We start from the raw sequence: 23,902 nt of genomic DNA, 5'->3' as shown, positions 1-23,902 counted from the left end.
CATCATCGCAGCACGATCTCGTTCTGCGATGATGTCGTGATCCTCAGCGACGGCCGCGTAACAGGTCAGGCGTCATTGGCCAAGCTGGAATCGTTCAGCATGGACGAGCTCTATGCGCATGACGACCCTCGACCAATGGCAATGCAGGAACACCTGCCGGCGGGCGATTGACGTTGAACCGAATGAGTGCACCAGATAGCTCCACCGCACGAAGATAAGCCTGCGGTGTAGCGGCCTCGCGCCGGATGGCGAGGCCAGTGCCGTCAAGCGGCCTCAGGGATGTCAGCTTCCCGGTCAAAAATGCCGTCCGGCAAGCCGAGCGCACGGGCAATCCGGTCCCGGTATCCCTTTTCGAACCGGTGACCTGCCTCAATCTTTTCGATTTCCTCGACGATCAGGCCGCTGGTGACGGCCACATCTTCAACTGTGTATCCGAGATGCTCCCGGTACGCACGGACGATGTGCATTCCATTGGCCATGGCGCTGGAAACGGCCTCGGGGAGCACGATATCGCTCGAGTGACTCATGTGTTTCTCCAAAAAAATCAGACGGCTGGCGTAGACCGGGAAATTTCCCGGAGCACGCCAGTTTCACTGTCGAAAAGTCGGCCGGTTGCGGACTCAAAACGTTGGCGGCCGATTTGGAACGGACGAAAACAGGCCGAAAGGGGGCCTCATCCGATGTTGCGCGCGCCCATCGATGAGGCTGGGATACGCGCCACACCATTATGGTGAATGTTCCTGCCGTGGACAAGTCCGGTATCGTCGATATGGCAAGGAGGCCTCGGCCGGCTCGCAACTTTGGCTGAACGAGGGAAACGAGGAAAGCCGATGACCATCGAAAAAACTGAAGGATACGAGCTGCGGCTGGAGCGCCTGCTGGACGCGGCGCGCGCAAATGTGTGGCGTTGCTGGACGGAGCCCAAGCTGCTGGAGCAATGGTTCCACCCCAGGTTCTGGACGACCGAGGTGAAGACTCTGAAGCCCGCGCCCCGGCGGCGCATCTCATGTAGTCATGCGCGGCCCGGACGGCGAGGAGTCCGACGGCGTCGGCGTATTCCTGGAAGCGGTTCCGGAGCGGCGGCTGGTGTTCACCAACGCCTTTACCTCCGGCTGGATCCCCTCCGGCCAACCCTCGGTAGCCCCCTTCATGACCACGATCATCGAGATGTCCGATGAGGGCGGCAAGGCCCGCTATGTCGTGCGCGCTCTGCACTGGAACGAGGAGGCGCGGAAACAGCATGAGGAGATGGGCTTCCATGAAGGCTGGAAACAGACGGCAGGCCAGCTCGAAGTCCTCGCTCGGACGCTCTGAACCGGCAAGTCACCACTATTCCGAAGCGCCAACCGAAACCCTTGACAAGTCGTCCTTATCGAGGCCTGCCAATGCCGCCCTTTCGCGGAGCAGATCTCATCGTCCGAAACCGGCGTTTTCCGGCAGCCAGAGCGACAGCTGCGGAAACAGCCAGATCACGAAGAGACCCGCGATCATCAGAAGCACATAAGGTGCGGCGCCGCGGACGATTTCCGATAAGCGGGCGTTGGCAATGCCTTTCAGCACGAACAGATTCATGCCGACCGGTGGCGTGATCAGCGCCAGTTCGAGGTTGACCATCAGCATGACGCCATACCAGATCGGATTGATGTCGAGCGCCAACATGGACGGCATGATGATGGGCGTGGTGATCAGGATAATGGCGATGGTTTCCAGGAACATGCCGAGAATGAAGATCGCCACCATGACGACCAAGATGAAGCCGGTCTGCGACAGACCGAGCGCGGTGACGCCTTCCATGATCTCGGCTGGAAGCCGGATGATCGTGACGGCGTGGCCGAACAGTCCTGCCGCGGCGATGATCATGAACAGCATTGCGCTGGTGCGCATCGTCTGCCAGGTGCAGTCCCAAAGGTCGGCCGCCGAGACATTGCGGTAGACCAGAAGCGCCACCGCCAGCGCATAGACGGCGCCGACAGCCGCTGCTTCCGCGGCAGTGAAGATGCCGAGATAGATGCCGCCGAGAATAATGGGCGGCATCATCACTGCCCAGATCGATTTCCACAGCGCGGCTAGCACATTGCGTGTGCCCGGCCACGCCTGGGCTCTGGTCTCGCCATGCGCGTTCGCCTGGAACCAGGAGAAGACAGCGAAGGTCGCCGCCATGATCAGCCCTGGGATAAAGCCGGCCAGGAACAAGGCACCGATCGAAGCGTCGGTGACGATCGCATAGAGGATCATCGGCCCGGATGGCGGGATCAGGATGCCCAGTGTGCCGCCGGCGGCAATGATGCCGTAGGTGTCTCGCGGCCGGTAACCGAAGCGCTGCATCTGCGGGATCGCGGTCGAGCCGATGGTGAGCGCGGTGGCGACTGACGAACCCGAGATCGTGGAAAATATCGTGCAGGACAGGATGGTCGCGAAGCCGAGACCTCCCTTGATATGACCGACCAGCTTATTGGCCATATCAAAAAGGTCGTCGACGACCTTGGCCTTGATCATCACATGCGCCATGAAGGCGAACATCGGTATGGTGGCAAGCAGCGGATTGTTGAGGCTGGCAAAGACAGTGTCCGCCATGCTTTCGATCTTGCCTTCGAAGATGGCAAGGATGGCAAGTGACGACAGCGCTAGCGCCGCGAAAATCGGCATGCCCGTCAGGAGCAGAATGACGAGGAAGCCCAGGATCAGAACGATGGTCATCGTTTCGGCACCCTGAAAAGGCGCAGCGCCATCGACAGCGCGACCAAGCCGAGTAGAATGGCGCCGATGACCATTGTCGACTGAGGGATCCACATTGGGATGCTGAGATAGCCGGTCGAATAAGCGCCGAACATGCGCGAGAAGAGCACGGTGTGCCAGGAAGTGATCAACAACAGCGCGGCAACCACAAGCACCGCGAGGAACGACCATAGTTCCAGCCACCAGTGCAGCCTGGGACCGAGATGATCGAACAGGATATCGATGCGGATGTGATCGCCGCGCCGCAAGGATTCCGCTGCGCCGAACATAACGATCGCCACCACAAGGAAGCCCGTTGCCTCATCGACGCCCATGATGGGGCGACCCAGGAAATACCGGTTGAAGACGCTCACGGCCGTCAGCCCGAGCACGACAATGATAATCAGGCAGCTGATCGCTCCGCCGGCGAGCGACATGGCGGCTACCACCCGCTCCAGTAGCGAGGAGGCGCGCGGCGCCTCCTCGTCCGAAGACGCGACCTGGTCCGACATGACCGTCGGTTCGAAATCGTCCGCCATAGTGGCCGGCTACTGAAGCTTGCCAACCAGGTCGAGCAGTTTCTTGCCGTCTTCGCCGCCTTCCTCGGCGAATCCTTCCGCGAAAGCCGGCTGCATCGCCGCCTTGAATGCCTCGTTCTCGGCATCGGTGGCGATGTGCACCTTGACGCCTTTCTCCTCGAGCTGCTTGGGGGCGTCGGCGGATGCCTCTATCGAGGCGTCGAGCGCCCAGCCGGCCGCTGTTTCGCCGGCCTGCTTCAGGGCAGCTTTCGACTTGTCGCTCAGGCCCTCATACCAGGCCGGATTGACATAGCCGTGCAAATACGCCGCAAGTACGGGCAAGACGGTCATGTGGTCCTGCACTTCGTAATATTTGCGTGAATAAGCGGCGGCGACATCGGTCACCGCGGCGTCGATCACACCGGTCGCCAGCGCCTGATAGACCTCGCTGCCGGGCATTGCGACGGTGGTTGCACCCATCGCGGTAAGTCCGCGGTCGAAGGCGGGGCCGATGCCGCGCATCTTGATGCCCTTGAAATCGTCGGGTTTGAGCAACGGCTTGCCCTTGGACGTGAAGACGCTGACGTTGGTCTGGAACATCCAGGCGATGTTCTTGACGCCCTTCTCCGCCAGTTTCTCCTCAAGGAAGGCCGCGGCTTCCGACGTCGGCCATTTCTTCCAGGCCTCGATGGACGACATTGTGTAAGGGCCGACAGTAACGTTCATGATGGGCAGCGTCTTGCCCCACTGGAAGTTGAGCGAGAAAGCACATTCGATGTCGCCCTTGGCGACAGAAAGGATGTTGTCGTTCGCCTTCACGAGGCTGTCGGCGCCGAACACCTGAACGTCGAGTTCGCCTTCCGAGAGCTTTTCGACTTCGGCGGCCCATTTGTCGACCACCACTGCGATGTGATGCGCGGGCGGCAGCTGATGGCTGCAGCGCATGGCAGTGGCCGCCTCAGCCGCGCCTGCAACGGTAAGCGACAGCGTCGCCGCTGTCATGAAGAGTGTCGTGTTGCGCATTTTATTTCCTCCCTGAGATGATTGTGTATACCGTCCGACCCTCCCGGTCAGGCGCGCCATTCGAATGTTCGTGGCGGTCCAGCCCTGGCGATGCCGCCGTAAAATTGCTCCCGAGGCATCTCGGCCTGCGGGATCGAGCGTACGGCCGTCAGCGCATCGAGGTCTATGCCGGTGCGAAAGCCCTTGGTCTCACACAGGAACACAAGGTCCTCGAACACGACATTGCCGGTCGCGCCCGGTGCGAACGGACAGCCGCCGAGCCCGCCCAACGAACCGTCGAGGACGCGGCAACCTGCATCCAGTGCGGCCGAAGCATTGGCGATGCCCATTCCCCGGGTGTCGTGCAGATGAACGATGAAAGGTCGTTCGCCACACAGCCTTGCCATCCCGACGGATAATTCGGCGACCTGCTTCGGCCCGGCGAAACCCACCGTGTCGGCGATGCCGACTATATCGGCGCCGGCGTTAAGGCACGCTTGCGCCAGACGCAGCACTTCGGCTGGATTTACCCTGCCTGCAATCGAGCAGCCGAAGGCCATAGCGATACCGGCATTGACGATCGCCTTGTGTCCGCGCTCCTCGCGAAGGGCTGCCACCTTGCCAACCAGCGCGACCGCATCGTTGCGCGAGCGGCGCATGTTGGCCTGGCTGTGCTCCTCCGTCGCCGAAACGACGCAGACGATTTCGCCGACTTCGGTCCCGATGGCGTCTTCGGCGCCGCGTTCGTTAAGGGCCAGCGCCGCAGAATGCGCTCCGTCGAGATTTTCGACTTCCGCAATCATCTCCCGTATGTCGGCGAACTGCGGCATGCGCGCCGCCGGCAGAAAGGATCCGACCTCGAAGTGGCGCACGCCAGCCGCATGTTCGCGCGTCAGCCAATCAAGTTTGGCGGCGGTGGAGGGATAGGATTTCACCAACTGTAGCCCATCGCGAAGTCCGACCTCGCGCAGGCTGGCACGATCGTTCGGATAGATGCTGGCGATGCTCCTCATGCAGCCTCCCTTGCCGCACCACGCGCTGCCGCAATATCGGCTTCGTTCAGGCCAAGGCCCGACAGCACCGTCGACGTATCCTGTCCGAGCGCTGGCACATCGCCACCTGCCGAAAGCATGACGCCATCGACGTCGAAAGGCAGGGATGGTGCGCGAAACGTCCGGCCATCAGGCGTGTTCGAGGCTACGAGCCCGCCTGGGCGCATGACATGAGGGTCGTCGTACATGTCGGATGGTTTGGCGATCGGGGAATAGGGAATCCCAAGTTTCTCAAAGGCGTCGAGCAAAGGCCCTGACGAACGTCGGGCAATAGCCCTGGCCACGATCGGGATCGTCCAGGACCGCGCATCGATCTGATCCATCCGTTTTTGAAGGCGTGGGTCCGCAAGAAGCTCGTCCAGTTCAAGCAGCTTGCAGAGTGACGCCCACTGGCCTTCGGTGACCGCGCCGACGAATATCTGCCGCTCGTCGGCGGTCAGGAAAATATCGTAGACCGGCCAGGAGAAAGTCCGTTCGGGCATCGGCGGCGGGTTGGTACCTTCGAGCTCGAACTGCACCATGTGCTGCGCAACCAGCAGCAGACAATTTTCGAACAGCCCGATCCGCAGATTGCGCCCTTTGCCGGTTTCCTTGCGTTCCAGCAGTGCGGCCAGCACCGAGAAGGCCCCGAACAGCCCGCCCATGATGTCGTTCGCCGACGAACCAACGCGCAAGGGCCGGCCGGTTGGTCCGGTCATGTAGGCCAGCCCCGTCATCATCTGCACGACTTCGTCGAGCGCGGTCCGCTCCTGATATGGACCGCTCAGAAAACCCTTGTGCGAGGCAAGGATGAGCTCTGGAAAACGTGCCCGCAGGTCCCCGAGGTCGGCGCCCATTTTTGAAAGCGAAGAGTCGCGAAAATTCTCGACGAAGACATCGGCGTTGGCCAGCAGGCGGTCGAGCGCCTTGCGCCCAGCCTCGGTCTTCAGATCGAGTTGTACCGATTTCTTGCCACGGTTGAACAATGGAAAAAACGGGGTTCCCATGCCGGTGAGATTGCGCGTCTTGTCGCCTTCTGGCGGCTCGATCTTGACCACGTCGGCGCCGAGCATGCCCAGGAACATGCCGCAGGATGGGCCCATGATCATGTGGCTCATCTCGACGACCTTGATGCCCTCTAGCGGCCTGAAGGTTTCGGCCATTGGTTCCCTTCCTCTCAACGGAGGCGCGACCATAGCCTTGTCGAGGCAGTAGCAAAATTATAATGTTTATAACTCTGCATTCTGTTTTATAGAACGGTATGGATTCACGCCAACTCCGCTACTTCGCGGCCATTTACGAGCAGGGAACGCTTGCCGGCGCCGCAGTGGAGTGCCGCGTCGCCGTGTCGGCGCTCAGCCACCATCTCGGCAATCTGGAAGCTGAGCTGTCGACGGCGTTGTTCGTTCGCAAACCCCGCGGCATGCAAGCCACGGCCGCCGGAGAGCGCCTCTATACGCACGCGAAATCAATCCTGAAGGCAATGTCGGCGGCGGAAAAAGACATCCGCGAGGGTGGCGATGACATTGCCGGCGACGTCTCCGTCGGCATGGCCTATTCGGCCGTCAAGGCGATCGGCGTATCGCTCGCCCGGCAGATTCTTGAAGATTACCCGAAGGTCAGGCTTTCTCTGTCAGAAAGTCTGTCTGGCTCGACGCTTCTGCACTTGATGGATTCCGAAGTCGACCTGGCGCTGGTCTACAACCCGCCGGCTGACACGCGGCTGAAGACCGAAGCCGTCCTGGAGGAATCGATGGTACTTGTCGGAACCCGCGCCATCATTGGCGACACCGACGATCCGATCAGGTTCGCCGACATCCTTGACCTCCCCCTGATCCTGCTCAAGCAAGGGCTGTCGGCGCGCGCGCTGATGGACGATGTCGGGCTGCTGAAGAAACTGGAGGGCCGGGCGAAATTGCAGATGAATTCCGTCCATGCCATCGGAGCGTCATTGGCAGCCGGGCTGGGATGCGCGATCGGCACCAAGCTTTTCATGTACGAGCTGATTGAAACCGGATCGTTGCATTTTCGCGCAATCACCGATCCCGAGCTGTCACGAACGTTGTACCTCTGCCAGATGGCGGACCGGCCGGCGACCTATGCGCTCGAAGCCGTGCGCGCCCTGATACTCAAGCTTTTGAGGCAGTCGGTGCAGAACAGTGCTTGGGAAGCAACTCCCCTGCAGGGCTGAACGCGTTTTGCGCTAGGTGGTAACAACTACCCAACAAAGCGTCTGCTCGCTCAGCATGCTACCAACGGACGAAGCGATCGGCGGCGGCAGCTCCAACAAGGGCAAGCCCGGCGATGGCGACAGTATACCAGGTGGCGACGAAAAGCGGCGAGTCGTCGGTGCAGTGGGCGGCGTAGAGAGTGGCGGCGATGCCGCCGGCAACCAGTCCCGCAACCGCCCCCGCGAGCCGCGGCCTGGTCGGCGCGCCCTGCCGCAAGGCCAGCAGGAAGATGGCGAGGGGGCCGATGCCGATCAGCGGTATATAGGTCAGGCAGACCAGGCTGTTCGTGCCGACCATCCTGGCCGACCATGCGTCCCGCGGCAGCGCAATGAGTTCGACGATGACCGCAATAGCGACAAGCACTGGCGCGGTGGCTAGAAAAGGTATCGCCCTGCGCCAGCTTTTGCCCGGGCGCGACAGCGCGCGCGCCAGGCCGAATGCGCTTGCCGCCAGCGTGACGGTGGCAACGAATTTGAACAGGAAGCGGGGTGTTTCGGCAGCGGCAGCGATGTCGGGTCTTGGGCCGAGCGTCACAAAGAAAACGACGGCGGCAAAAGCGACCGCAAGGACGGCTGCCCCCCACCACACGGACGAGAGGGAGGCTGCGGGGCGTCGCGTGTCCGCTGCCAGGGCCTTGATCAGGTCGTGCGTGTCCATCTCAACTCCGTCCAAACCGCCTGGCGATCGCCGCCAGGCCGCGATGGAGTGATACCCGCACCGCCGTCTCGCTCATGCCAAGATTTTTCGCCGTTTCGCTGATCGAACGGCCGTCGACGGAAATCGCCGCCACGACAGAACGCTGGCCGGGTGCAAGTGTCTCCAAGGCCCGGCCGATCTCGCGGTCGCTGACGGTCTCGGCTTCCGGCTCGGCGAAACTCTCCAAAATCTCGCCCATCTCCACCTCCGCCCGGCGGCCGCGGCGGCGAAAGGCGTCGATAAGCTTGTAGCGCGCAATTGCGTAAAGCCATGGCATCACCGGCGCGTCGTCCCGCCATGTGTGGCGTTTCATGTGGATCGCAAGCAGGGTCTCCTGCACGATATCCTCCGGGTCGATCCCGCCCCCCGCGACCTTCCGCCGGGCAAAGCCGCGCACGCGGCAGGCCGCCCGCTGGAGAAATTCGCCATAAGCTCTTTCATCTCCCGCGATCGCGGCGCGCATCAGCCGGGCAAGTTCGCTTTCTTCGCTGCCGTCCAAGCCTGCCTTGCTCCCGAGTTACGTTTGCGCGTGCCCCTTTGTTACGGCGTCGGCAAAATTTTGTCCAAACCGCCACTGCCGGCGATCACGAATTTGTGTGACCACGGCGACGTAACACACGGCCCATCGGGATCGAACTGACCATTGCGCGCCCAAAGAGCGGTGCGCTGACCAACCCAACGGGAGAAGAAAACATGCATATGAAATCAACCGTGAGCGCTGCAATGCTGGCCGGCGCAGTCGCGACCGCGCTCGCGTCCTTTGCCACCGCCGCCCCCTGTCGGAATCGGAAGTGAAGGCGGCGATGGATGCGGGCAAGGAGAAGTGCTACGGCGTGGCCTTGAAGGGTCAGAACGATTGCGCGGCTGGTCCGGGCACGACCTGCCAGGGCACCTCGACCGTCGATTACCAGGGCAATGCCTGGACGTTCGTGGACGGCGGCACCTGCACTACGATGGATTTGCCGGGAGACCGCCAGGGCTCGCTGGAACCGCTGGCGCGCGACGTCCCATCCTGAGCCGGATGCAAGCCCGAAAGCGGAGGCGACGATGAATGTTCTGGCCCCGGCTTCGCCCGCTTCAGAAGCGCTCCGCTTTCCGACACATCCCGTCGCTGGGCTCGCGGGCACGAGCCTCAAACATGAGCATCTGCCGGCCATCCTCGCCAACGGCGGGCAGGGCGGCTTCTTCGAGGTCCATGCCGAAAACTACATGGGGGCGGGCGGGGCCCCTCACCATGCTCTCACCCGGATCCGGCACGACTACCCGGTGTCGCTCCACGGGGTATGCATGTCGATCGGCGGACCACAGCCGCTCGACAAGGCGCATCTCGCGCGCTTCAAGGCGCTCATCGACCGCTACGAGCCGGCGCTCGTTTCCGAGCACCTGGCCTGGTCGACGCACGACACGACTTACTTCAACGATCTGCTGCCTCTGCCCTACACGTCGGCGACGCTCGCCCGCGTCGCCGATCACATTGACGAAGTGCAGGAGGCGATCGGTCGCCCGATCTTGCTCGAGAACCCGTCGACCTATGTCGTCTTCCGAGAATCGACAATGAGAGAGGCCGATTTCATCCGCGGCCTGGTCGGGCGCACCGGCTGCGGCCTGCTGCTCGACGTCAACAACGTCTTCGTTTCGGCCACCAATCAAGGCTACTCCGCGCTGAGCTATCTCGCCGATTTTCCGCTCGAACATGTCGGCGAAATCCATCTGGCCGGGCACGCCGAACAGAAAGACGACGAAGGCGATCTCCTGCTCATCGACAGCCATGACGGACCTGTGGCCGACGCGGTCTGGAAACTCTTCGATCTCGTGACAGGCGAGTGCGGACCCATCCCGACCCTGGTCGAGTGGGACAGCGACATCCCCGACTGGCCCATCCTCAAGGCGGAAGCCGCCGCCGCTCAGGCGATCCTGGACCGTAATGCGCAACGTTTTGCAGCCGGAAAAGCCCATGCAGTCCGTTGAATATCGCGAGCAGGATTTCGGCAGCCGGCGTTGCTATGCGGCTGTCTTTGCTCCCGCCCTGCTCGATCCTGCCAGCGCCACTCCCGCCTCGATCGCCGGGCCGAACGGCAAGGCGGCCGGAAAGCGCTACAACGTCTACCGCAACAATGTGACGGTCAGCCTGATCGATGCGCTGGCGGCTTCGTTTCCCGCGACGATGCGCATCACGGGCGCGGATTTCTTCCGCGCGTTGGCGCGCTTTCACGTGCGCGCCAACCCGCCTACTTCGCCGCTATTGTTCGAATATGGCCGCGACTTTCCGGCGTTTATCGAAGGCTATGAACACGCAAGGCAAATGCCCTGGCTGGCGGACGTTGCGCGGATCGAACGGGCTTGGCTCGACGCCTACCACGCCGCCGACGCCGAACCGCTGGCGCCCCAGATTCTGGCGTCAATTCCACCGCAGCGGTTGGCCAACACCGTTCTGATTCCTCATCCGGCGACCCGGATCGTGCGCTCGAACTACCCGGCGGTGACCATTTTCGCTGCCAACCGGAGTGCTGGCCCAGTCGGGCGGATCGAGGCGGCCGGGCCGGAGGATGCGATGGTGACGAGGCCTGTTCAGGAGGTGACCGTCAGGCACCTGCCGGCGGGCGGTGCTGTCTTTCTGACGAGCCTCATCGCCGGAGAACCGCTCGGCGCAGCCGCCGCGGCGGCGCTGGCAGACAGCCCGGATTTCGACCTTGCCACCAATATCGCCGGGCTCCTCGATGCCGGAGCCTTTGCCGTTGCAAATTCTGGAGGTTGACGATGACTTTTGATCGGCAGACCGCAGCCGGAAACGGCAAACGGGGGATCGTCTGGTTCGCCGAACGGGTAAACGCCATCATTCGCATGGTGGCCCTACCGTCCCTGACCCAACTCGCCCTGCGTTGCGCCCTTGCGGTTCCCTTCTGGCGGTCCGGGGTGAATAAATGGGATGGCTTCCTGCAACTGAACGATGTCGCCGTGCTGCTTTTCAGCTCAGAGTTCCAGCTTCATCTGCCGGGCGGCCCCTATCCCTTCCCCGCACCTGCGGTCGTGGCGTTCGCCACCGGCTCGGCCGAAATCCTGTTACCGATTCTGCTGGTTTTCGGCCTGGCGACGCGGCTGGCTGCATTCGCGCTGCTGCTGATGACGCTGGTCGTGCAGCTTACCGTGCCGGACGGCTGGCCGCTGCATATAACCTGGGCGGCGATGGCGCTGGGCATCATGGCCTGGGGACCGGGGCGGATTTCGCTGGATCACCTGATCGCACGGCGCATCGCGGGCCAATAACAGGTTGGCCGGTTTCTCATTAGGCGGATGGCCCGCTGCAAAGGCGAAGCGGGCGGCCGCCTTGGAGCGAAGTGGACGCTATTGCTTCAAATTTAACGAAGCCGGTTTTCACCAACGCCGGCTATCCGGCCGCCCTCAAGCTCCTCCTCGGCCGACAGGCAACCCGCATCAAAGCCGAAGCAGGGATGATCGATGAGGTCACCGGGAACTGCGATGCCGCAGGCCTGACATTGCTCCATGTGCTGCGTGAGCGTCTGGACGCAGCGGGTCTCGCCGCCCTTGCATGCTCGGATTTCGATCGAAACCTCGAACGGAACCGTGATCTCGCATCCAGTCCGTAACTGTCGGTTTGGAATCATACCTCACCCGCGCTGTCATCACGGCAATGGCGAATCGCCATCGCATGGGAACAGTGTGACAGACTTGTTGGTCCAGCGGAATCCTGGTCGAGGCGTGGTAATCCGGGAGATTTCGCGGTGCACGGGCTGTCGCGTATCTCGGCAACCTATTCGCCGAATTCATTGCGGAACCGAGTCAAAATCCGCGTAAGTCACCTACGGCAGCCGGGGCAGAAGGTCGCCCAACCTTAGCGCAAGCGCCACTGCCGGAAGCGTGGGATTGGCCTGCCCGGCGGTGGGGAACACCGAGCTGCCGGCAATGAACAGGTTAACCGTGCCGTGGACCCGACAGTCGCGATCGACGACGCCGTCCGCCGGGCTTTCGGACATTCGGGTCAGCCCGATTTGATGATAGCCGTCGAGCGCCTGTTTGAGCACGACTTCGCTCCGGCTTTCCGGGCCTGCCAGAAAGTCGAGGCGGCCGGTGCCTTGCTCCTGCAGGCATCTGTCCAGGATCTCGTGCGACCTGACTACGGATTCAATGTCCTGCTGGTGGATCCTGAAATCCACACGCAGACCGGGTAAGGAGCCAATGTGTTTCTCATCCAGTTGAACCCGGCTTTCCGGGTTCGGCGCCTGCTCGGCGTGGTAGCGTAGCAGGTAGCGATTTCCAGGATTGAACAGCGCGAACATCCGTTGTCCGAGGCGCTTGCGCATCAGCTGCGAGATCACGTGCAGGGTGCCTGCAATCAGCTTGGGGTCGCTGCGCACATTCGATAGATGCAGCCGGTAGCTGCGGGATTGCGGCTCGGTCGGCGAGGGCGCCAGTCTGTTGCCGAGCCGGGGATGAAGCCCAAGCATCGAGAGCCCGACATAGACTAGCGACAAGGCGCCGCTGCCATGCGCTGGATCGGCTACCGAATAACTGTCCAGCCAGAACGCAGTGTTGAGCAGCCGGTGTTGCAGCTGCGCGTCCCGGCTCAGAGCCAGCCGCCGCCGTAGTTGGGAGCCGTCACGATTTCGTTGATACCATAACCGTCTCGCGAAATTCTGATCATTGAAGCGGATCGCAGCGAGGTAACCGGTCAAATGCCCACAGTAGAAGCGCCCGAGAGCGCCATCCGGCCCGCCGAATTTCTGCGGCCAATCTCGTTGCGCCACCAGAAGCAGCCGAGCGTTCTCCAGCCCGCCGGCGGCCAGCACAAACGTCTTGGCTTCAACTTCGAAGGAGCGGCCGCTACGCGATTGGACAGATAGCGCAACGGCATGTGCCCCCTCCGGGTCGAGCCTGATGCCGGTGACGGTGCAGTTCGTGTAGATTGTGACATTCCGCGATTTGCGCAGCGGCGCCCGATGAAGCCGGCTCAAATCAGGGGCGGCGCTCCAGCGTTCCAACGTGCCGTGCGAGATATCGCCTTCCGCTCTCGAATATTCGTCCGGCCAAATTCCGGAACCGACGTCGCATCCAAGAAACGCCAGCGCTTCGTCATAATATGCGGCAATTTCGGCGGGTCGGATTGGCCAGCCTGAAAATGGCACATGAAGGCGCGGTTCGAAATCGATGTCGTCCAGAGTTACGCAGCGACCGCCCCACAGCCGCGACGTGCCACCGATTCCTTGAGCACGGATGAGTTCCGGGGCTGCATGATGCGGCGTTACTATTTCAAGCCCACCGAGGGCCGTATTGTTGCGGTTAACGCCTTCGCTGCCTCCAGCTTCAAGTACAACCGCCGTAAGCCCTTGGCTGGCACATTTAAGGGCGAGCGCCAATCCGACGGGTCCCGCGCCCACAATGCATACGTCCGCACTGGATGGGATGTCCGCCTCGGGATTCTCAAAAATCATGCAAAAATGTCAGGTTGGCCGATGTCGGCGAACAAACCCCAAGCCCGCCAACAACGCAACGACGTTTCTCCGAGGCCATCGTAATCGTCCGGCGCGCCCGAGCCGACTCGATGGGGCAGGTCATGACTGCAATGCCCCGCTTTCTCCCGGCGAGGTCCTGTTTCTTTGCCACCGGCATGGCTGTCGTCGCTGTGGTCCGGTAGCCGAGCAAGCGGCCGATCGGAATGATGAAGTCGATCGAGGCGCGCCTGGTGCAACCGCAACGTCGCTTGCTTCAGTCGAGATTCTCGACCTGGACCGTCGTGCCCTGCTTCGCCGATTTCAGCGCAGCGTCGGCGAGAATCAGCGCCACCAGGCCGTCATGGCCGCTAGGCGAAGGCTTCGCCCCGGGATTCACCGTCGCGATGAAACTTGCGATCTCGTTGGCATAGGCGTCGAGGTAGCGGGTCATGAAAAAATCGTGGAGGGGCGGGCGGGTGTAGCCCTGCCCATTGGCGATCTCGATCGACACGGGGCGCTGGTTTTCGGCGGCGATCATTCCTTTCGAGCCGTGCGCCTCGACGCGCTGGTCGTAACCATAGGTAGCGCGGCGCGAATTCGAGATGATGCACTGCTTACCCGAGGCGGTGGACAGGATGACGCTGACACTGTCGAAGTCGCCGAGTTCGCCGATCTTTTCGTCGACGAGTACCGACGCATGCGCTGATACCGACACCGGCTCCTCGGCCAGCAGGAACCGCGCCATGTCGAAATCGTGTATCGTCATATCACGGAAGATGCCGCCGGAGCGGGTGATGTAGTCGTAGGGCGGCGCGCCCGGGTCGCGCGAGGTGATCGTCACCATCTCGACATCGCCGATCGCGCCGTCATCGATCGCCTGGCGGACGGCCATGAAATGCGGGTCGAAACGGCGGTTGAAGCCGACCATCAGCGTCGCGCCGGTCTTCTCGACCACGGAAAGACATTCCCTGACCCGTTTGACGTCGAGGTCGATAGGCTTTTCGCAGAAGATCGCCTTGCCCGCCCTGGCGAAGCGCTCGATTAAATCGGCATGGGTGTCGGTCGGCGTGCAGATGATGACGGCATCGACGTCCGGCGACCTTTCGACCTCGTCGATCGAACGCACCTCCGCGCCATAGGCTCCGGCGAGGTCGCTGGCGGCTTTTTCGAAAGCGTCCGCCACCGCCACCAGCCGCGCCTGCGGGTTGGAGCCCACCGCCTTGGCGTGAACCTTGCCGATGCGCCCGGCGCCCAGCAGTGCAAAACCGATCGTCATTCCTCACCTCATAACAGCTATGGCCAATGTCGAACGTGTCGTTCGAGCGTCTTACAGCCGGGCTCGAATGAAAGCGATGCTGTCTGCGAGCGCCTGTGCGGGGTCGTTGCATTCATGGACGGCCGGCGAGAACGGCTCGAAAGAGAGCGGGCCCGCATAGCCCGCGCTCAGCAATGCGCGGATCTGGCCGACATTGTCCAGACGGTCTTCCTAGGATTCCGCCGTTCATCGCGACGCTCGGCATGATGGTGTCGGCGCGCGGTGTTTCGAAATAGTACACTAAAGGCCAGCCGGTCTCCGGCCTCACCGAAGACTTCACCTTCATCGGCACGGGCATCTGGCCGGTCGTGGTGTTCCTCACGATCGCGGCGATCTTTCATGTCGCGCTCCGCTACACGCGCTACGTCTATGCGATCGCGGGGCTGTTGGCGGGGCTCGCGGGCATTGTCACCGCCGCACGCGCCCAGACCGCGCAGGCAGGCATGGGCGTGATCTATGAACTGGATGCGATCGCGGCGGCCGTCATCGGCGGTGCGTCGCTCGCCGGCGGCGTCGGCCGCATCACCGGCACGGTCATAGGCACGATCATCCTGGGGGTCATGACCTCCGGTTTCACCTTTCTCAGGGTCGACGCCTACTACCAGGAGATCGTCAAGGGCATGATCATCGTCGCGGCCGTGGTCGTGGACGTCTATCGCCACAAGAAGCGCAAGACCTGACGCGGCCGCGCGGCCCTGTCGTTTCTCATCGCGGCCAAGGAGAATAGAGATGGCATACGAACCGGCGATTGGGCTCGAACGCCTGGGAACCGTCAAGGAAATCGCGGAGGCGGCCAGCGTCGGCGTCGCAACGGTGCACCGCGTGCTGAAGGGGCAGCCAAAGGTTTCGTCGTCCACTTCGCGAACCGTGATGGACGCGATCCGGAAAATCAACGAACGGAAGATAAACCTCGCGCGCGTAGGCGATCGCGGCTGACTGGAACGTTGTGGGACCGCCGCCAGCGCCTGCCTCGACGACTGGAGGTCGCGAATTCGGATCCTCACGAGGCGAACGATGGCAAGCCTGAAGCGACCTACGTGAATCGCTCCGGTCCTTCAGGTGGCGCCGGGCTCAGCCGTCACGCGCCAGATCACGTCGCCCACATCGTCCGCCACCAACAGCGACCCGTCCGGGCCAATGGTAACGCCCACAGGGGCGTCCGTAGGAGGCTCGCTCGTCCGGGGAGAGGAAGCCGGTCAGAATGTCGCGGGGCGGCCCGGACGGGCGTCCATTCACGAAGGGCACGAAGACGACCTTGTAGCCGCTCAGTTTGCTGCGATTCCAGGAACCATGCTGTCCGATGACCATGCCGTCCGGAAAGCCTGGCAGCGTGCCGGCGGGAAGCCAGCAGAGGCCGAGCGACGCGGTGTGGCCGCCGAGGGCGAAATCCGGTGTGATGGCCTTTGCGACCATGGCCGGGTCCTGCGGCACCCGGTCGTCGACGATCCTGTTCCAATAGCAATAGGGCCAGCCGTAGAAGCCGCCGTCGCGCACCGAAGTCAGATAATCAGGAGGCGTTTCGTCGCCCAACCCGTCGCGCTCATTGACCACAGTCCAGAGAGCCCCCGCCGTCGGCTCCCACGCCATGCCGACAGGGTTGCGCAGGCCGGAGGCGAAGATGCGGCTCCTGCCGCTCTCGAGGTCGAGTTCGTGGATGGCCGCGCGGCCTTCCTCAACGGCCATGCCGCTGTCGCCGATATTGCTGAGCGAGCCGACGCCGATATAGAGCTTCCGCCCGTCGGGACTTGCAAGCAGGCTTCGCGTCCAATGCCCGCCCGGCTTCAGGTCCACCAGCTTCCGTCCCCCCTCGCTGATGCGGGTATCTCCGTTCGCGTGGGGGAAAGCCATCACGCCATCGGTGTTGCCGACATAGAATGTATCACCCAGCAGCGTCATGCCGAACGGCTGATTCAGTCCATCGAGGAACACGTCGCGGGTTTCGGCCACTCCATCGCCATCAGAGTCACGCAGCAGCGTGATACGGTTCGGGCTATCCCCCACCGCCGCGGCGCGTTTCATCGTGCTGAACATGGCGTAGTCGAAAGCAGATTTGATTCCTCCCGGCACGCTCAGCGCCTCCGCCGTCAGCACGTCGCCGTTCGGCAAGACATGAATCCAGCGCGGATGCTTCAGTCCGGCTGCGAAGGCGTTCACCTGGAGCCCCGCCGCCGCGACCGGCGTCTGCCCGGCAGTCCATCCTTTTGCCGTCGGCATCTTAAGGGTCGGGATACCCTGAGGCCTTGCTGCCGGGATCGTTGGCGCGCTGCCAAAGGCCTGCTCTTGCGAACCGTCGCCCCGGTGCCGCAAAAGTATCGCTACGGCGCCGATCAGCGCGACTATTCGAGCGAAAATGCCAGACGCGCTCATTGCATTCCCTATCTGGGTTAGTGGAAGTTGCGAACCATTGGACATGGATTCCAGCGGTTGCTAGCATCAATGAAAGCACATGGGGAGGGCCAGTGACGCAAAAGTTCAGGCAGGTTTTCGGCGCGGGCAAGCCAGTGATAGGCATGGTGCATTTCGGCGCACTGCCTGGATCACCGCTGTACGACACCGAGCGTGGGGTCGACGGTCTTATCGAGGGCATCGGCAAGGACATAGAAGCCCTGCAAAAAGCCGGCTTCGATGCGATCATGTTCGGTAACGAGAACGACCGGCCGTACGAGTTCGAGGTCGATGCCGCTTCGACCGCGACCATGGCCTACGCCATCGGCCGGGTGCGCGACAGGATAGACGTTCCCTTCGGCGTGAATGTGCTGTGGGACCCCATGTCTTCCATTGCGCTTGCGGCGGCGACCGGAGCCGCCTTCGTGCGCGAGATATTCACCGGCACCTATGCCTCCGACATGGGACCGTGGACCCCGGATGCCGGCAAGGCGATGCGGTATCGCGACAGGCTGCACAGGCAGGATCTTGCATTGCTTTACAACGTATCGGCCGAATTCGCCCATTCGCTTGACCGGCGCAGCCTGCCCGACCGTGCGCGCAGCGCTGTGTTTTCGAGCATTCCGGACGCGATACTTGTCTCGGGCCAGATCACGGGCGAAGCTGCGGCGCTGAGCGATCTCGAGGCTGTGAAGAAGGTGCTGCCGGAAACGCCGGTCCTCGCCAACACCGGCGTCAAGCACGCGACCGTTGCCGATGTCCTGAAGATTGCCGACGGCTGCATCGTCGGCTCTTCACTCAAGGTCGACGGCAACACCTGGAACCCGGTCGATCCGGACCGCGCGGCCGAATTCATGCGCCTGGCGCGCGCGGCTCGCGGCGCATGAAGGCGGACCAACGTTCCGGCGAGGTTGAGGCGCGCCTGAGGGCGCTTCTTTGCGACCTGATGCTTATCCCCGGCCTATCCGGCCATGAAGGGAGGGTGCGCCGCCATATCGCCGGCTTGCTAAAAACCCTCGGCCTGTCGACGCGAACCGACCGACTGGGAAATTTGATCGCAACGCTCGACGGTGACCACGGCGCGCCGTCAGTCATGCTGTTCACACACATGGATCAGCTTGGCTTTGTCGTCCGCAAGATCGAGGCTGACGGCTTTATCCGGGTCGAGCGGCTTGGCGGGGTCCCCGAGCGCGCGTTGCCCTCACAGGAAGTGCTGATATGTGTCAGCGAAGGGCGCGACAGGCCGGGTGTCATCGCCAACAAGAGCCACCACGCGACCACGCCCGATGAGAAATACAAGGTCGTACCATACCAGGATCTCTACATTGATGCCGGCTTTGCCAGTAGGGACGAGGTCCTCGCCGCCGGTATCGACATAGGTTCCCCGGTCGTCTATCGACCGCACTGCGTCGAACTCTCACAAGACCGCATCGCCGGCACGTCCATCGACGACCGTGCCGGCTGCGCGGTCATCGTCGAAGTCGCAGGACAGCTTATGGCGCGGCCGAAACGGCCGACGGTGCATTTCGTTTTTTCAGTGCAGGAGGAGTTCAACCTGCGCGGAGCGCTGACGGCGGCGCAGGCGCTGCAGCCGGACATCGCCATCCAAATCGACTTGCTGCTGGCCACCGATACGCCGGACATGGCCTATCGCGGGGACGTAAGACTGGGTGGCGGGCCGGCGATGAGTCTTTATTCATTCCACGGCCGCGGAACGCTCAACGGCACGATCCCGCATCCGGCGCTGGTGTCGCTGTTCGACGGCGCAAGCCGGCGTATCAATATCCCGCTGCAACGAAGCGCGCACACCGGCGCGCTGACGGATTCGTCCTATGTGCAGCTCGTCGGCCAGGGAGTCGCCTCCATCGATCTCGGCTTTCCGATGCGCTACTCGCATTCCTCGCTCGAAGTCTGCGATCTCGGAGATTTGGGACGCCTGACGACGCTGCTGGTCGAAGGGATCGCATCGATCGATAGCGGCTTCAGCCTCGCCCGCGACGACTACGAATGAACCATTATCTCGGCATCGACATCGGGACCTTCGAATCGAAAGGCGTCATCGTCGACACATCGGGCCGCGTCGTCGCCAGCGCGTCGAAGCCGCACAAGATGCTGGTGCCGCAGCCCGGCTGGGCGGAGCATCGGCCAAAGCAGGATTGGTGGGGCGACTTCACCTTCATCTGCAAGAAGATGCTCGCCGACAGCGGGATCGCTCCAAATTCCATTCGCGCTGTCGGGGCGAGCGCCATCGGACCATGTATGCTGCCGGTGGACGAGGATGGTGAGGCGCTGTCGAATGCGGCGCTCTACGGCGTCGACACACGCGCGGCAAAGGAGATCGAGGAACTCGACGCAACGATCGGTGCCGAGCGCATACTCAACCGCTGCGGCAACGCGCTGACCTCGCAATCGGTCGGACCGAAGATCCTGTGGCTGAAGAAGAACCGGCCGGAGATCTTCCGGAAGGCGGCGAAGATCGTCACCTCCACCACGTATCTGGTCCAGAAGCTGACTGGCCAATGCGTCATCGACCACTATTCGGCCGCCAATTTCTCGCCGCTCTATCTTATCGACCAGCAGGGCTGGAGCACCGAACTCGCGCCCGGCATCATCGAAACGGAGCGTCTGCCGAAAATCATGTGGACGACGGGCATAGCCGGCCACGTAACCGCGAGGGCGGCGCGCGCCACCGGGCTCGCCAAGGGGACGCCCGTGATCGCAGGCACCATCGACGCGGCTGCCGAGGCGCTGAGCGTCGGGGTCGTGCGGACAGGCGACATGATGGTGATGTACGGTTCCACCATCTTTACGATCATGCTGTCGAAGGACCGTATCGAGGATGCAAGGCTGTGGTATGCGCCATGGCTCTTTCCTGGCGAGCACGCTTCGATGGCGGGACTGGCGACCAGCGGCACGCTGACGCATTGGTTTCGCGATCAGGCTGCACGCGACCTCGCCCCCGACGAGGCCTTTGCAAAGCTGGCCCGGGAGGCGGAAGCCTCGCCGCCCGGCGCGAATGGCCTTGTCATGCTGCCCTATTTTTCGGGGGAACGGACGCCGATCCATGACCCCGACGCCAAGGGAACGATCTTCGGCCTCAATCTCACTCACAGCCGCGGCGACTTGTATCGAGCTTTGCTCGAAGGCATCGCCTGCGGGACCAATCACATCATCGAGACGTATCGCGATATCGGCCACATGCCGCGCTCGCTGCTTGCGGTCGGCGGCGGCACGAAGAACCGCGTCTGGTCGCAGGCGGTGTCCGACATTTCAGCCATGGCCCAGACGGTTCGCCGCAAGACGATCGGCGCGAGCTACGGCGACGCGTTCCTCGCGGCCCTCGGCGTCGGCGACGTCAGGAAAAGGGATATTCTCGGCTGGAATCCGGAGGAAAGGCGAATTGTTCCGCAGCCCAGGCACCGCGGGATCTATGACCGCCAATACCGCATATTCAAGGAACTCTACGCACGCAACAGGGACCTGATGGCCGAGCTGACATGATACGGAACCGATGATTCCAGGTCGTCCGTACGTCCAACGCTTTTCGCATCCAGCAAAGCCCTTTAGGACGTGTCGGTTGACTGCAGTGCCCAGAAGGCAAGCCCGTGCACGACGTTCAGAACCTCGTGGACCTCATGAACGGGCCTGCGGCGGCCACCTGGCGGGCGCCCGGGGCGCAACGGCCACAGGCGGCGGGCCCGGCCTGCATGGCGACCTTGCCGGGCTTGCGCGCCCGCTGCGTCGCGGCGTGCCCGCCAGCGGGCGAAGCGCCGGGCCTGGCCCGGCAGGTCGTCGAGCGCCGAGGCCAGCGCCTCCAGGCGCGAGGCCAGCCGCGTCGCGTCGATCGGATCGTCGGGCGACTGGGGGCGGACGCGGAAGAGCCTGGTGAAGCCGGGAACCGAGATGCGCGGCACGCCGCTGGCCGCCGGCCTCGCGCGGCGGCCCCACCGCGGCAGCGGATCGAGCAGGGGCAGCGGCAGGGCGCGTGGGGCAAGGTTTTCCGACGGCGCCGGGACGCCGGCGCGGCCTGCGTCGCGCCAGGTCAGGGACTTGAGCTTCGGCTTGCGCGGGCGCGCCTGCGGCAATGCCACCACGAGGCCGCGCGCCGTCACAATGATCAGCCGCCGCGCTGCGGCTTCGGCCGGACGCAGCAGCCTGAGCACGGCGCGGTGGAGATGGCGCGGCAGGGTGGCGCCGCCGGCCAGGGCAGCCATCGCGACAAGCGTGGCAAGAATGCGCTTCAGCGCCTCGCGATTCTTCTCGATCGCCGCATTCCAGTCCATCGCCGCCTCCTTCCACACATGCGGCGAAATTATCGCTCCGGTCGGCAAGGGTGGGGATAGCTTTCAGGAAAATAATCCTGACAGATACTGCCAGTGACCTGCGGCGAACCCTGCAGTTTCCGGCGCTAGCCTGGAAGAAATTCGTTGCGACTACTTCACCGCCCCGGCAGTCATGCCCTTGATCAGATAACGCTCCAACACCACGCCGATGATGATGAGGGGCAGGATCGCGGCGAATGAGAGTGCGGCCATCGCCCACCAGTTGATGCCCTGGCTACCAGTTTGCGAAGCGACCATGACCGGCAGCGTGTTGGCATGAGTCGATGTGAGCAGCGCGGCGAAGAAATACTCGTTCCAGGTCAGCACAAGGCTCAGGATGAAGGCCGCTACCATGCCGGGCAGCGCGATCGGCAGGATTATCTGGAAGAACGCGCCCCATATGGACAGGCCATCGACCAGGGCGGCCTCTTCGAGCTCGGTCGGGATCGATTCGAACTGGTCGCGCATGATCCAGATCACGATCGGCATCACAGTTAGCGCGTAAAGGAGAACGAGCCCGATCCGCGTGTCGAGGAGGGCGAGTTCCCTGTAGAGCACGAGGAACGGCAGGGCCAGCACCACCGGCGGCAGAATGAGTTGCGAGAGAAAGAAGAAGGAAATGTCCGGGTTCCTCATAAAGAGGAAGCGGTAAGAGAAACGGGACAGGCCGTAGGCGGCTAGGGAGCCGAGGATCACAGCGATCGTCGATGAAGACAGCGCCGCGATCGTCGAGTTGAGGAAGCGTTTCATGAACTCGTTGCGAACGGTACTTTCGACGCCGATCGTCTCGGGTGAAAGCCCGAGCGACCGCCAGCCGAGCCAAGCCGGCGTGTAGTCGACCCAGGGTACCAGTGCACCCTGCATGACGTTCGGCGCCGTCTTGAAGCTGGTCGTCACGGTCCAGTATATCGGGAACAGGCACACGACCGCCCAGGCGAGCAGCAACGCGTAAATCAGAGTTTTACCGGCAAACCGCCCGGCTCGGAACGACAGATCGCTCTCGCTGTCGCGGAAGACAGGCTTGTTCATGTTCGGGGCCTCGCGAAACGTTCGGCGAGTTTCATCAGGGCTGTCATCGCGATGATGATGATGACGAGATAGACCATCGCAAGCAGCGTGCCGTAGCCGACATTCGAGCGGTCGCGATACTCCCGGAAGATGAAGGACGTCACCGTGTCAGTGGCTCCGCCAGGACCACCAGCGGTGAGATTGATGACTATGTCGGCGAGCTTCAGCTTGAAGATGATACGTATCAGGATCGCCGTGACCGAAACCGGCAGCATCAGCGGGAATGTGACTTCCCAGAAGGTCTTCCAGGGGCCGGCTCCATCGACGCGGGCTGCCTCCGTCAGTTCCTTCGGGATCGCCTGTAGGCCGGCGAGGATCATGATCATCATGAAGGGGATGAAGGTCCAGGCGTCGAGCACCATGATCGTGAGCCGCGCGATTTCGGGCGAGCCGAAGAAGGATGGGTTGTCCCAGCCCAGCCATCGCGCGAAGCGCGCGATCGGGCCGAAGCGCAGCTCCAGCATCGACTTGCCGATCATCCAACTCACAGCGACCGGCGAAAGCATCAGCGGCAGGAGGAATGCCACGCGGAAGAACTTGCGCGCCCGGATCTCGGCATTGAGCAGCAGCGCCAGGCCGAAGGCGATGGCGTATTCCACGAGGATTGCCAGGCAATACCAGACCATGTTGCCCAGCGCGTTCCAGTAGAACGGATCGCTCCACATCTGCCGAACGTTGTCGAGGCCGTTGAATTGCCGTCCGAGCGGTGAGGACAGGTTCCAGCTCGAGAAGGCGATGACCAGGCCGAACAGGATCGGGAACACCGTCAACGATACGACGAAAAGTGCGGCTGGAAGCACGAAGAGCGTGCGCTTGCCATGCTCGCCCCGGATCAGCACCTGGCTCCAGCACAGGCAGATGGCCCAGAGGATATAGGCGTAGAGTGTAGGCCGCCAGGTCTGAAAGCCGAAATCCGCGAGCCCGGTCCGCTGCGCGGTCTGTGCGGCGGCTACGGCAGCAAGCAGGAGGGCCGCCCCCCAGACGATCGCGTGGCCGAAGCGCCGCCGCCCTGCTGATATGTCGTCGGCGGCGACGACGTGGAGGAGATCACCCTGGTTCATGTTCACACGTGTTCGGATGGCAGATTGCGCGCAGGCGGTCCTGCGCTCCGGCGTGGGACATCCCGTCACCCTGCCGGAAGGGGTGGGGTGCGCGGGAGCGCACCCCGTTTT

Annotated in this window: 23 protein-coding genes and 4 pseudogenes; 13 read left to right on the top strand and 14 right to left on the bottom strand. The window is 62.8% G+C overall.

All coding sequences use genetic code 11. From position 1 onward, the window contains the following. Positions 1 to 36: 36 nt before the first annotated feature. Positions 37 to 171, top strand: coding sequence for a hypothetical protein (locus ABVK50_RS18300; protein WP_353646079.1), 135 nt, complete (start codon positions 37 to 39; stop codon positions 169 to 171). Between the two features lie 92 nt (positions 172 to 263). Here the strand turns inward: ABVK50_RS18300 and ABVK50_RS18295 are convergent, their stop codons facing one another. Next, the gene (locus ABVK50_RS18295; protein WP_353645220.1) at positions 264 to 527 is read right to left on the bottom strand and encodes a helix-turn-helix transcriptional regulator; all 264 of its coding nucleotides are present in this window, start codon (positions 525 to 527) and stop codon (positions 264 to 266) included. Positions 528 to 830: 303 nt separating this feature from the next. Between ABVK50_RS18295 and ABVK50_RS18290 the strand changes: the two are divergent. After that, a pseudogene (locus ABVK50_RS18290) lies at positions 831 to 1,314 on the top strand (SRPBCC family protein). 96 nt (positions 1,315 to 1,410) lie between these two features. Here the strand turns inward: ABVK50_RS18290 and ABVK50_RS18285 are convergent. The 5 genes from ABVK50_RS18285 to ABVK50_RS18265 are packed head-to-tail and all read right to left on the bottom strand — an operon-like array spanning position 1,411 to position 6,429. Then, on the bottom strand, positions 1,411 to 2,697 hold the full coding sequence (locus tag ABVK50_RS18285) for a TRAP transporter large permease (protein ID WP_353645221.1): 1,287 nt from the start codon (positions 2,695 to 2,697) through the stop codon (positions 1,411 to 1,413). Next, complete coding sequence (locus ABVK50_RS18280) at positions 2,694 to 3,254, bottom strand: TRAP transporter small permease (protein ID WP_353645222.1); 561 nt, start codon at positions 3,252 to 3,254, stop codon at positions 2,694 to 2,696. Before ABVK50_RS18280 ends, ABVK50_RS18285 begins: the two co-directional genes overlap by 4 nt. Positions 3,255 to 3,263: 9 nt before the next feature. Next, the gene (gene dctP, locus ABVK50_RS18275) at positions 3,264 to 4,256 is read right to left on the bottom strand and encodes a TRAP transporter substrate-binding protein DctP (RefSeq protein ID WP_353645223.1); all 993 of its coding nucleotides are present in this window, start codon (positions 4,254 to 4,256) and stop codon (positions 3,264 to 3,266) included. 47 nt (positions 4,257 to 4,303) lie between these two features. After that, on the bottom strand, positions 4,304 to 5,248 hold the full coding sequence (locus tag ABVK50_RS18270) for a hydroxymethylglutaryl-CoA lyase (RefSeq protein ID WP_353645224.1): 945 nt from the start codon (positions 5,246 to 5,248) through the stop codon (positions 4,304 to 4,306). Then, positions 5,245 to 6,429 (bottom strand): CoA transferase, encoded by a 1,185-nt coding sequence (locus ABVK50_RS18265; RefSeq protein ID WP_353645225.1) that lies wholly within the window; start codon positions 6,427 to 6,429, stop codon positions 5,245 to 5,247. The genes ABVK50_RS18270 and ABVK50_RS18265 overlap by 4 nt, the downstream gene beginning before the upstream one ends. Before the next feature lie 98 nt (positions 6,430 to 6,527). Between ABVK50_RS18265 and ABVK50_RS18260 the strand changes: the two genes are divergently transcribed. After that, the gene (locus tag ABVK50_RS18260; protein WP_353645226.1) at positions 6,528 to 7,457 is read left to right on the top strand and encodes a LysR substrate-binding domain-containing protein; all 930 of its coding nucleotides are present in this window, start codon (positions 6,528 to 6,530) and stop codon (positions 7,455 to 7,457) included. A 58-nt stretch (positions 7,458 to 7,515) separates the two neighbouring features. Here ABVK50_RS18260 and ABVK50_RS18255 read toward each other — a convergent pair whose 3' ends face one another. Both ABVK50_RS18255 and ABVK50_RS18250 read right to left on the bottom strand, forming a co-directional pair. Then, positions 7,516 to 8,154: an NrsF family protein gene (locus tag ABVK50_RS18255; protein ID WP_353645227.1), complete on the bottom strand. Its 639-nt coding sequence runs from the start codon at positions 8,152 to 8,154 to the stop codon at positions 7,516 to 7,518. A gap of 1 nt (position 8,155) precedes the next feature. After that, the gene (locus ABVK50_RS18250) at positions 8,156 to 8,692 is read right to left on the bottom strand and encodes a sigma-70 family RNA polymerase sigma factor (RefSeq protein ID WP_353645228.1); all 537 of its coding nucleotides are present in this window, start codon (positions 8,690 to 8,692) and stop codon (positions 8,156 to 8,158) included. A gap of 194 nt (positions 8,693 to 8,886) precedes the next feature. On the opposite strand from ABVK50_RS18250, the pseudogene ABVK50_RS18245 reads away from it, so the two are divergent. The 5 genes and pseudogenes from ABVK50_RS18245 (at position 8,887) to ABVK50_RS18225 (ending at position 11,798) form a co-directional block, all read left to right on the top strand. After that, a pseudogene (locus ABVK50_RS18245) lies at positions 8,887 to 9,209 on the top strand (DUF2282 domain-containing protein). 31 nt (positions 9,210 to 9,240) lie between these two features. Continuing rightward, positions 9,241 to 10,161 (top strand): DUF692 domain-containing protein, encoded by a 921-nt coding sequence (locus ABVK50_RS18240; RefSeq protein ID WP_353645230.1) that lies wholly within the window; start codon positions 9,241 to 9,243, stop codon positions 10,159 to 10,161. After that, positions 10,148 to 10,948, top strand: coding sequence for a DNA-binding domain-containing protein (locus ABVK50_RS18235; protein WP_353645231.1), 801 nt, complete (start codon positions 10,148 to 10,150; stop codon positions 10,946 to 10,948). The genes ABVK50_RS18240 and ABVK50_RS18235 overlap by 14 nt, the downstream gene beginning before the upstream one ends. A gap of 2 nt (positions 10,949 to 10,950) precedes the next feature. Next, entirely contained in the window at positions 10,951 to 11,457 is a 507-nt protein-coding gene (locus tag ABVK50_RS18230) for a DoxX family protein (protein WP_353645232.1), read from the top strand. A gap of 71 nt (positions 11,458 to 11,528) precedes the next feature. Next, positions 11,529 to 11,798 carry a hypothetical protein gene (locus ABVK50_RS18225; protein WP_353645233.1) on the top strand — a complete coding sequence of 90 codons (270 nt, stop codon included), beginning with the start codon at positions 11,529 to 11,531 and terminating at the stop codon, positions 11,796 to 11,798. 213 nt (positions 11,799 to 12,011) lie between these two features. Here the strand turns inward: ABVK50_RS18225 and ABVK50_RS18220 are convergent, their stop codons facing one another. Continuing rightward, the gene (locus ABVK50_RS18220) at positions 12,012 to 13,640 is read right to left on the bottom strand and encodes a GMC family oxidoreductase (RefSeq protein ID WP_353645234.1); all 1,629 of its coding nucleotides are present in this window, start codon (positions 13,638 to 13,640) and stop codon (positions 12,012 to 12,014) included. A gap of 274 nt (positions 13,641 to 13,914) precedes the next feature. Further along, positions 13,915 to 14,916: an inositol 2-dehydrogenase gene (gene iolG / locus ABVK50_RS18215; RefSeq protein WP_353645235.1), complete on the bottom strand. Its 1,002-nt coding sequence runs from the start codon at positions 14,914 to 14,916 to the stop codon at positions 13,915 to 13,917. Between the two features lie 212 nt (positions 14,917 to 15,128). Between iolG and ABVK50_RS18210 the strand changes: the two are divergent. Next, positions 15,129 to 15,635 (top strand): annotated as a pseudogene (locus tag ABVK50_RS18210) (ABC transporter permease); the annotation flags it as partial. A gap of 49 nt (positions 15,636 to 15,684) precedes the next feature. Then, on the top strand, positions 15,685 to 15,891 hold the full coding sequence (locus tag ABVK50_RS18205) for a LacI family DNA-binding transcriptional regulator (protein ID WP_353645236.1): 207 nt from the start codon (positions 15,685 to 15,687) through the stop codon (positions 15,889 to 15,891). A 119-nt stretch (positions 15,892 to 16,010) separates the two neighbouring features. Here the strand turns inward: ABVK50_RS18205 and ABVK50_RS18200 are convergent. Then, positions 16,011 to 17,322: pseudogene (locus ABVK50_RS18200) on the bottom strand (sorbosone dehydrogenase family protein). A 143-nt stretch (positions 17,323 to 17,465) separates the two neighbouring features. Here ABVK50_RS18200 and ABVK50_RS18195 point away from each other — a divergent pair. Genes ABVK50_RS18195 through ABVK50_RS18185 form a run of 3 tightly spaced genes read left to right on the top strand, consistent with a single transcriptional unit; the run spans position 17,466 to position 20,841 of the window. Further along, positions 17,466 to 18,227, top strand: coding sequence for a BtpA/SgcQ family protein (locus ABVK50_RS18195; RefSeq protein ID WP_353645894.1), 762 nt, complete (start codon positions 17,466 to 17,468; stop codon positions 18,225 to 18,227). Then, positions 18,224 to 19,351, top strand: coding sequence for a M42 family metallopeptidase (locus tag ABVK50_RS18190; RefSeq protein WP_353645237.1), 1,128 nt, complete (start codon positions 18,224 to 18,226; stop codon positions 19,349 to 19,351). Before ABVK50_RS18195 ends, ABVK50_RS18190 begins: the two co-directional genes overlap by 4 nt. Then, positions 19,348 to 20,841, top strand: coding sequence for an FGGY-family carbohydrate kinase (locus ABVK50_RS18185; RefSeq protein WP_353645238.1), 1,494 nt, complete (start codon positions 19,348 to 19,350; stop codon positions 20,839 to 20,841). Before ABVK50_RS18190 ends, ABVK50_RS18185 begins: the two co-directional genes overlap by 4 nt. 62 nt (positions 20,842 to 20,903) lie before the next feature. Here the strand turns inward: ABVK50_RS18185 and ABVK50_RS18180 are convergent, their stop codons facing one another. The 3 genes from ABVK50_RS18180 to ABVK50_RS18170 form a co-directional block, all read right to left on the bottom strand. Next, positions 20,904 to 21,623, bottom strand: coding sequence for a hypothetical protein (locus ABVK50_RS18180; protein ID WP_353645239.1), 720 nt, complete (start codon positions 21,621 to 21,623; stop codon positions 20,904 to 20,906). 150 nt (positions 21,624 to 21,773) lie between these two features. Continuing rightward, entirely contained in the window at positions 21,774 to 22,691 is a 918-nt protein-coding gene (locus ABVK50_RS18175; RefSeq protein ID WP_353645240.1) for a carbohydrate ABC transporter permease, read from the bottom strand. Further along, positions 22,688 to 23,797, bottom strand: coding sequence for a sugar ABC transporter permease (locus ABVK50_RS18170; RefSeq protein WP_353645241.1), 1,110 nt, complete (start codon positions 23,795 to 23,797; stop codon positions 22,688 to 22,690). Before ABVK50_RS18170 ends, ABVK50_RS18175 begins: the two co-directional genes overlap by 4 nt. Positions 23,798 to 23,902 lie beyond the last annotated feature (105 nt).

Source organism: Mesorhizobium sp. WSM2240, assembly GCF_040438645.1.
In the GTDB taxonomy this organism is placed as follows: domain Bacteria; phylum Pseudomonadota; class Alphaproteobacteria; order Rhizobiales; family Rhizobiaceae; genus Allomesorhizobium.
This window is presented reverse-complemented; position numbering and strand designations above follow the sequence as displayed.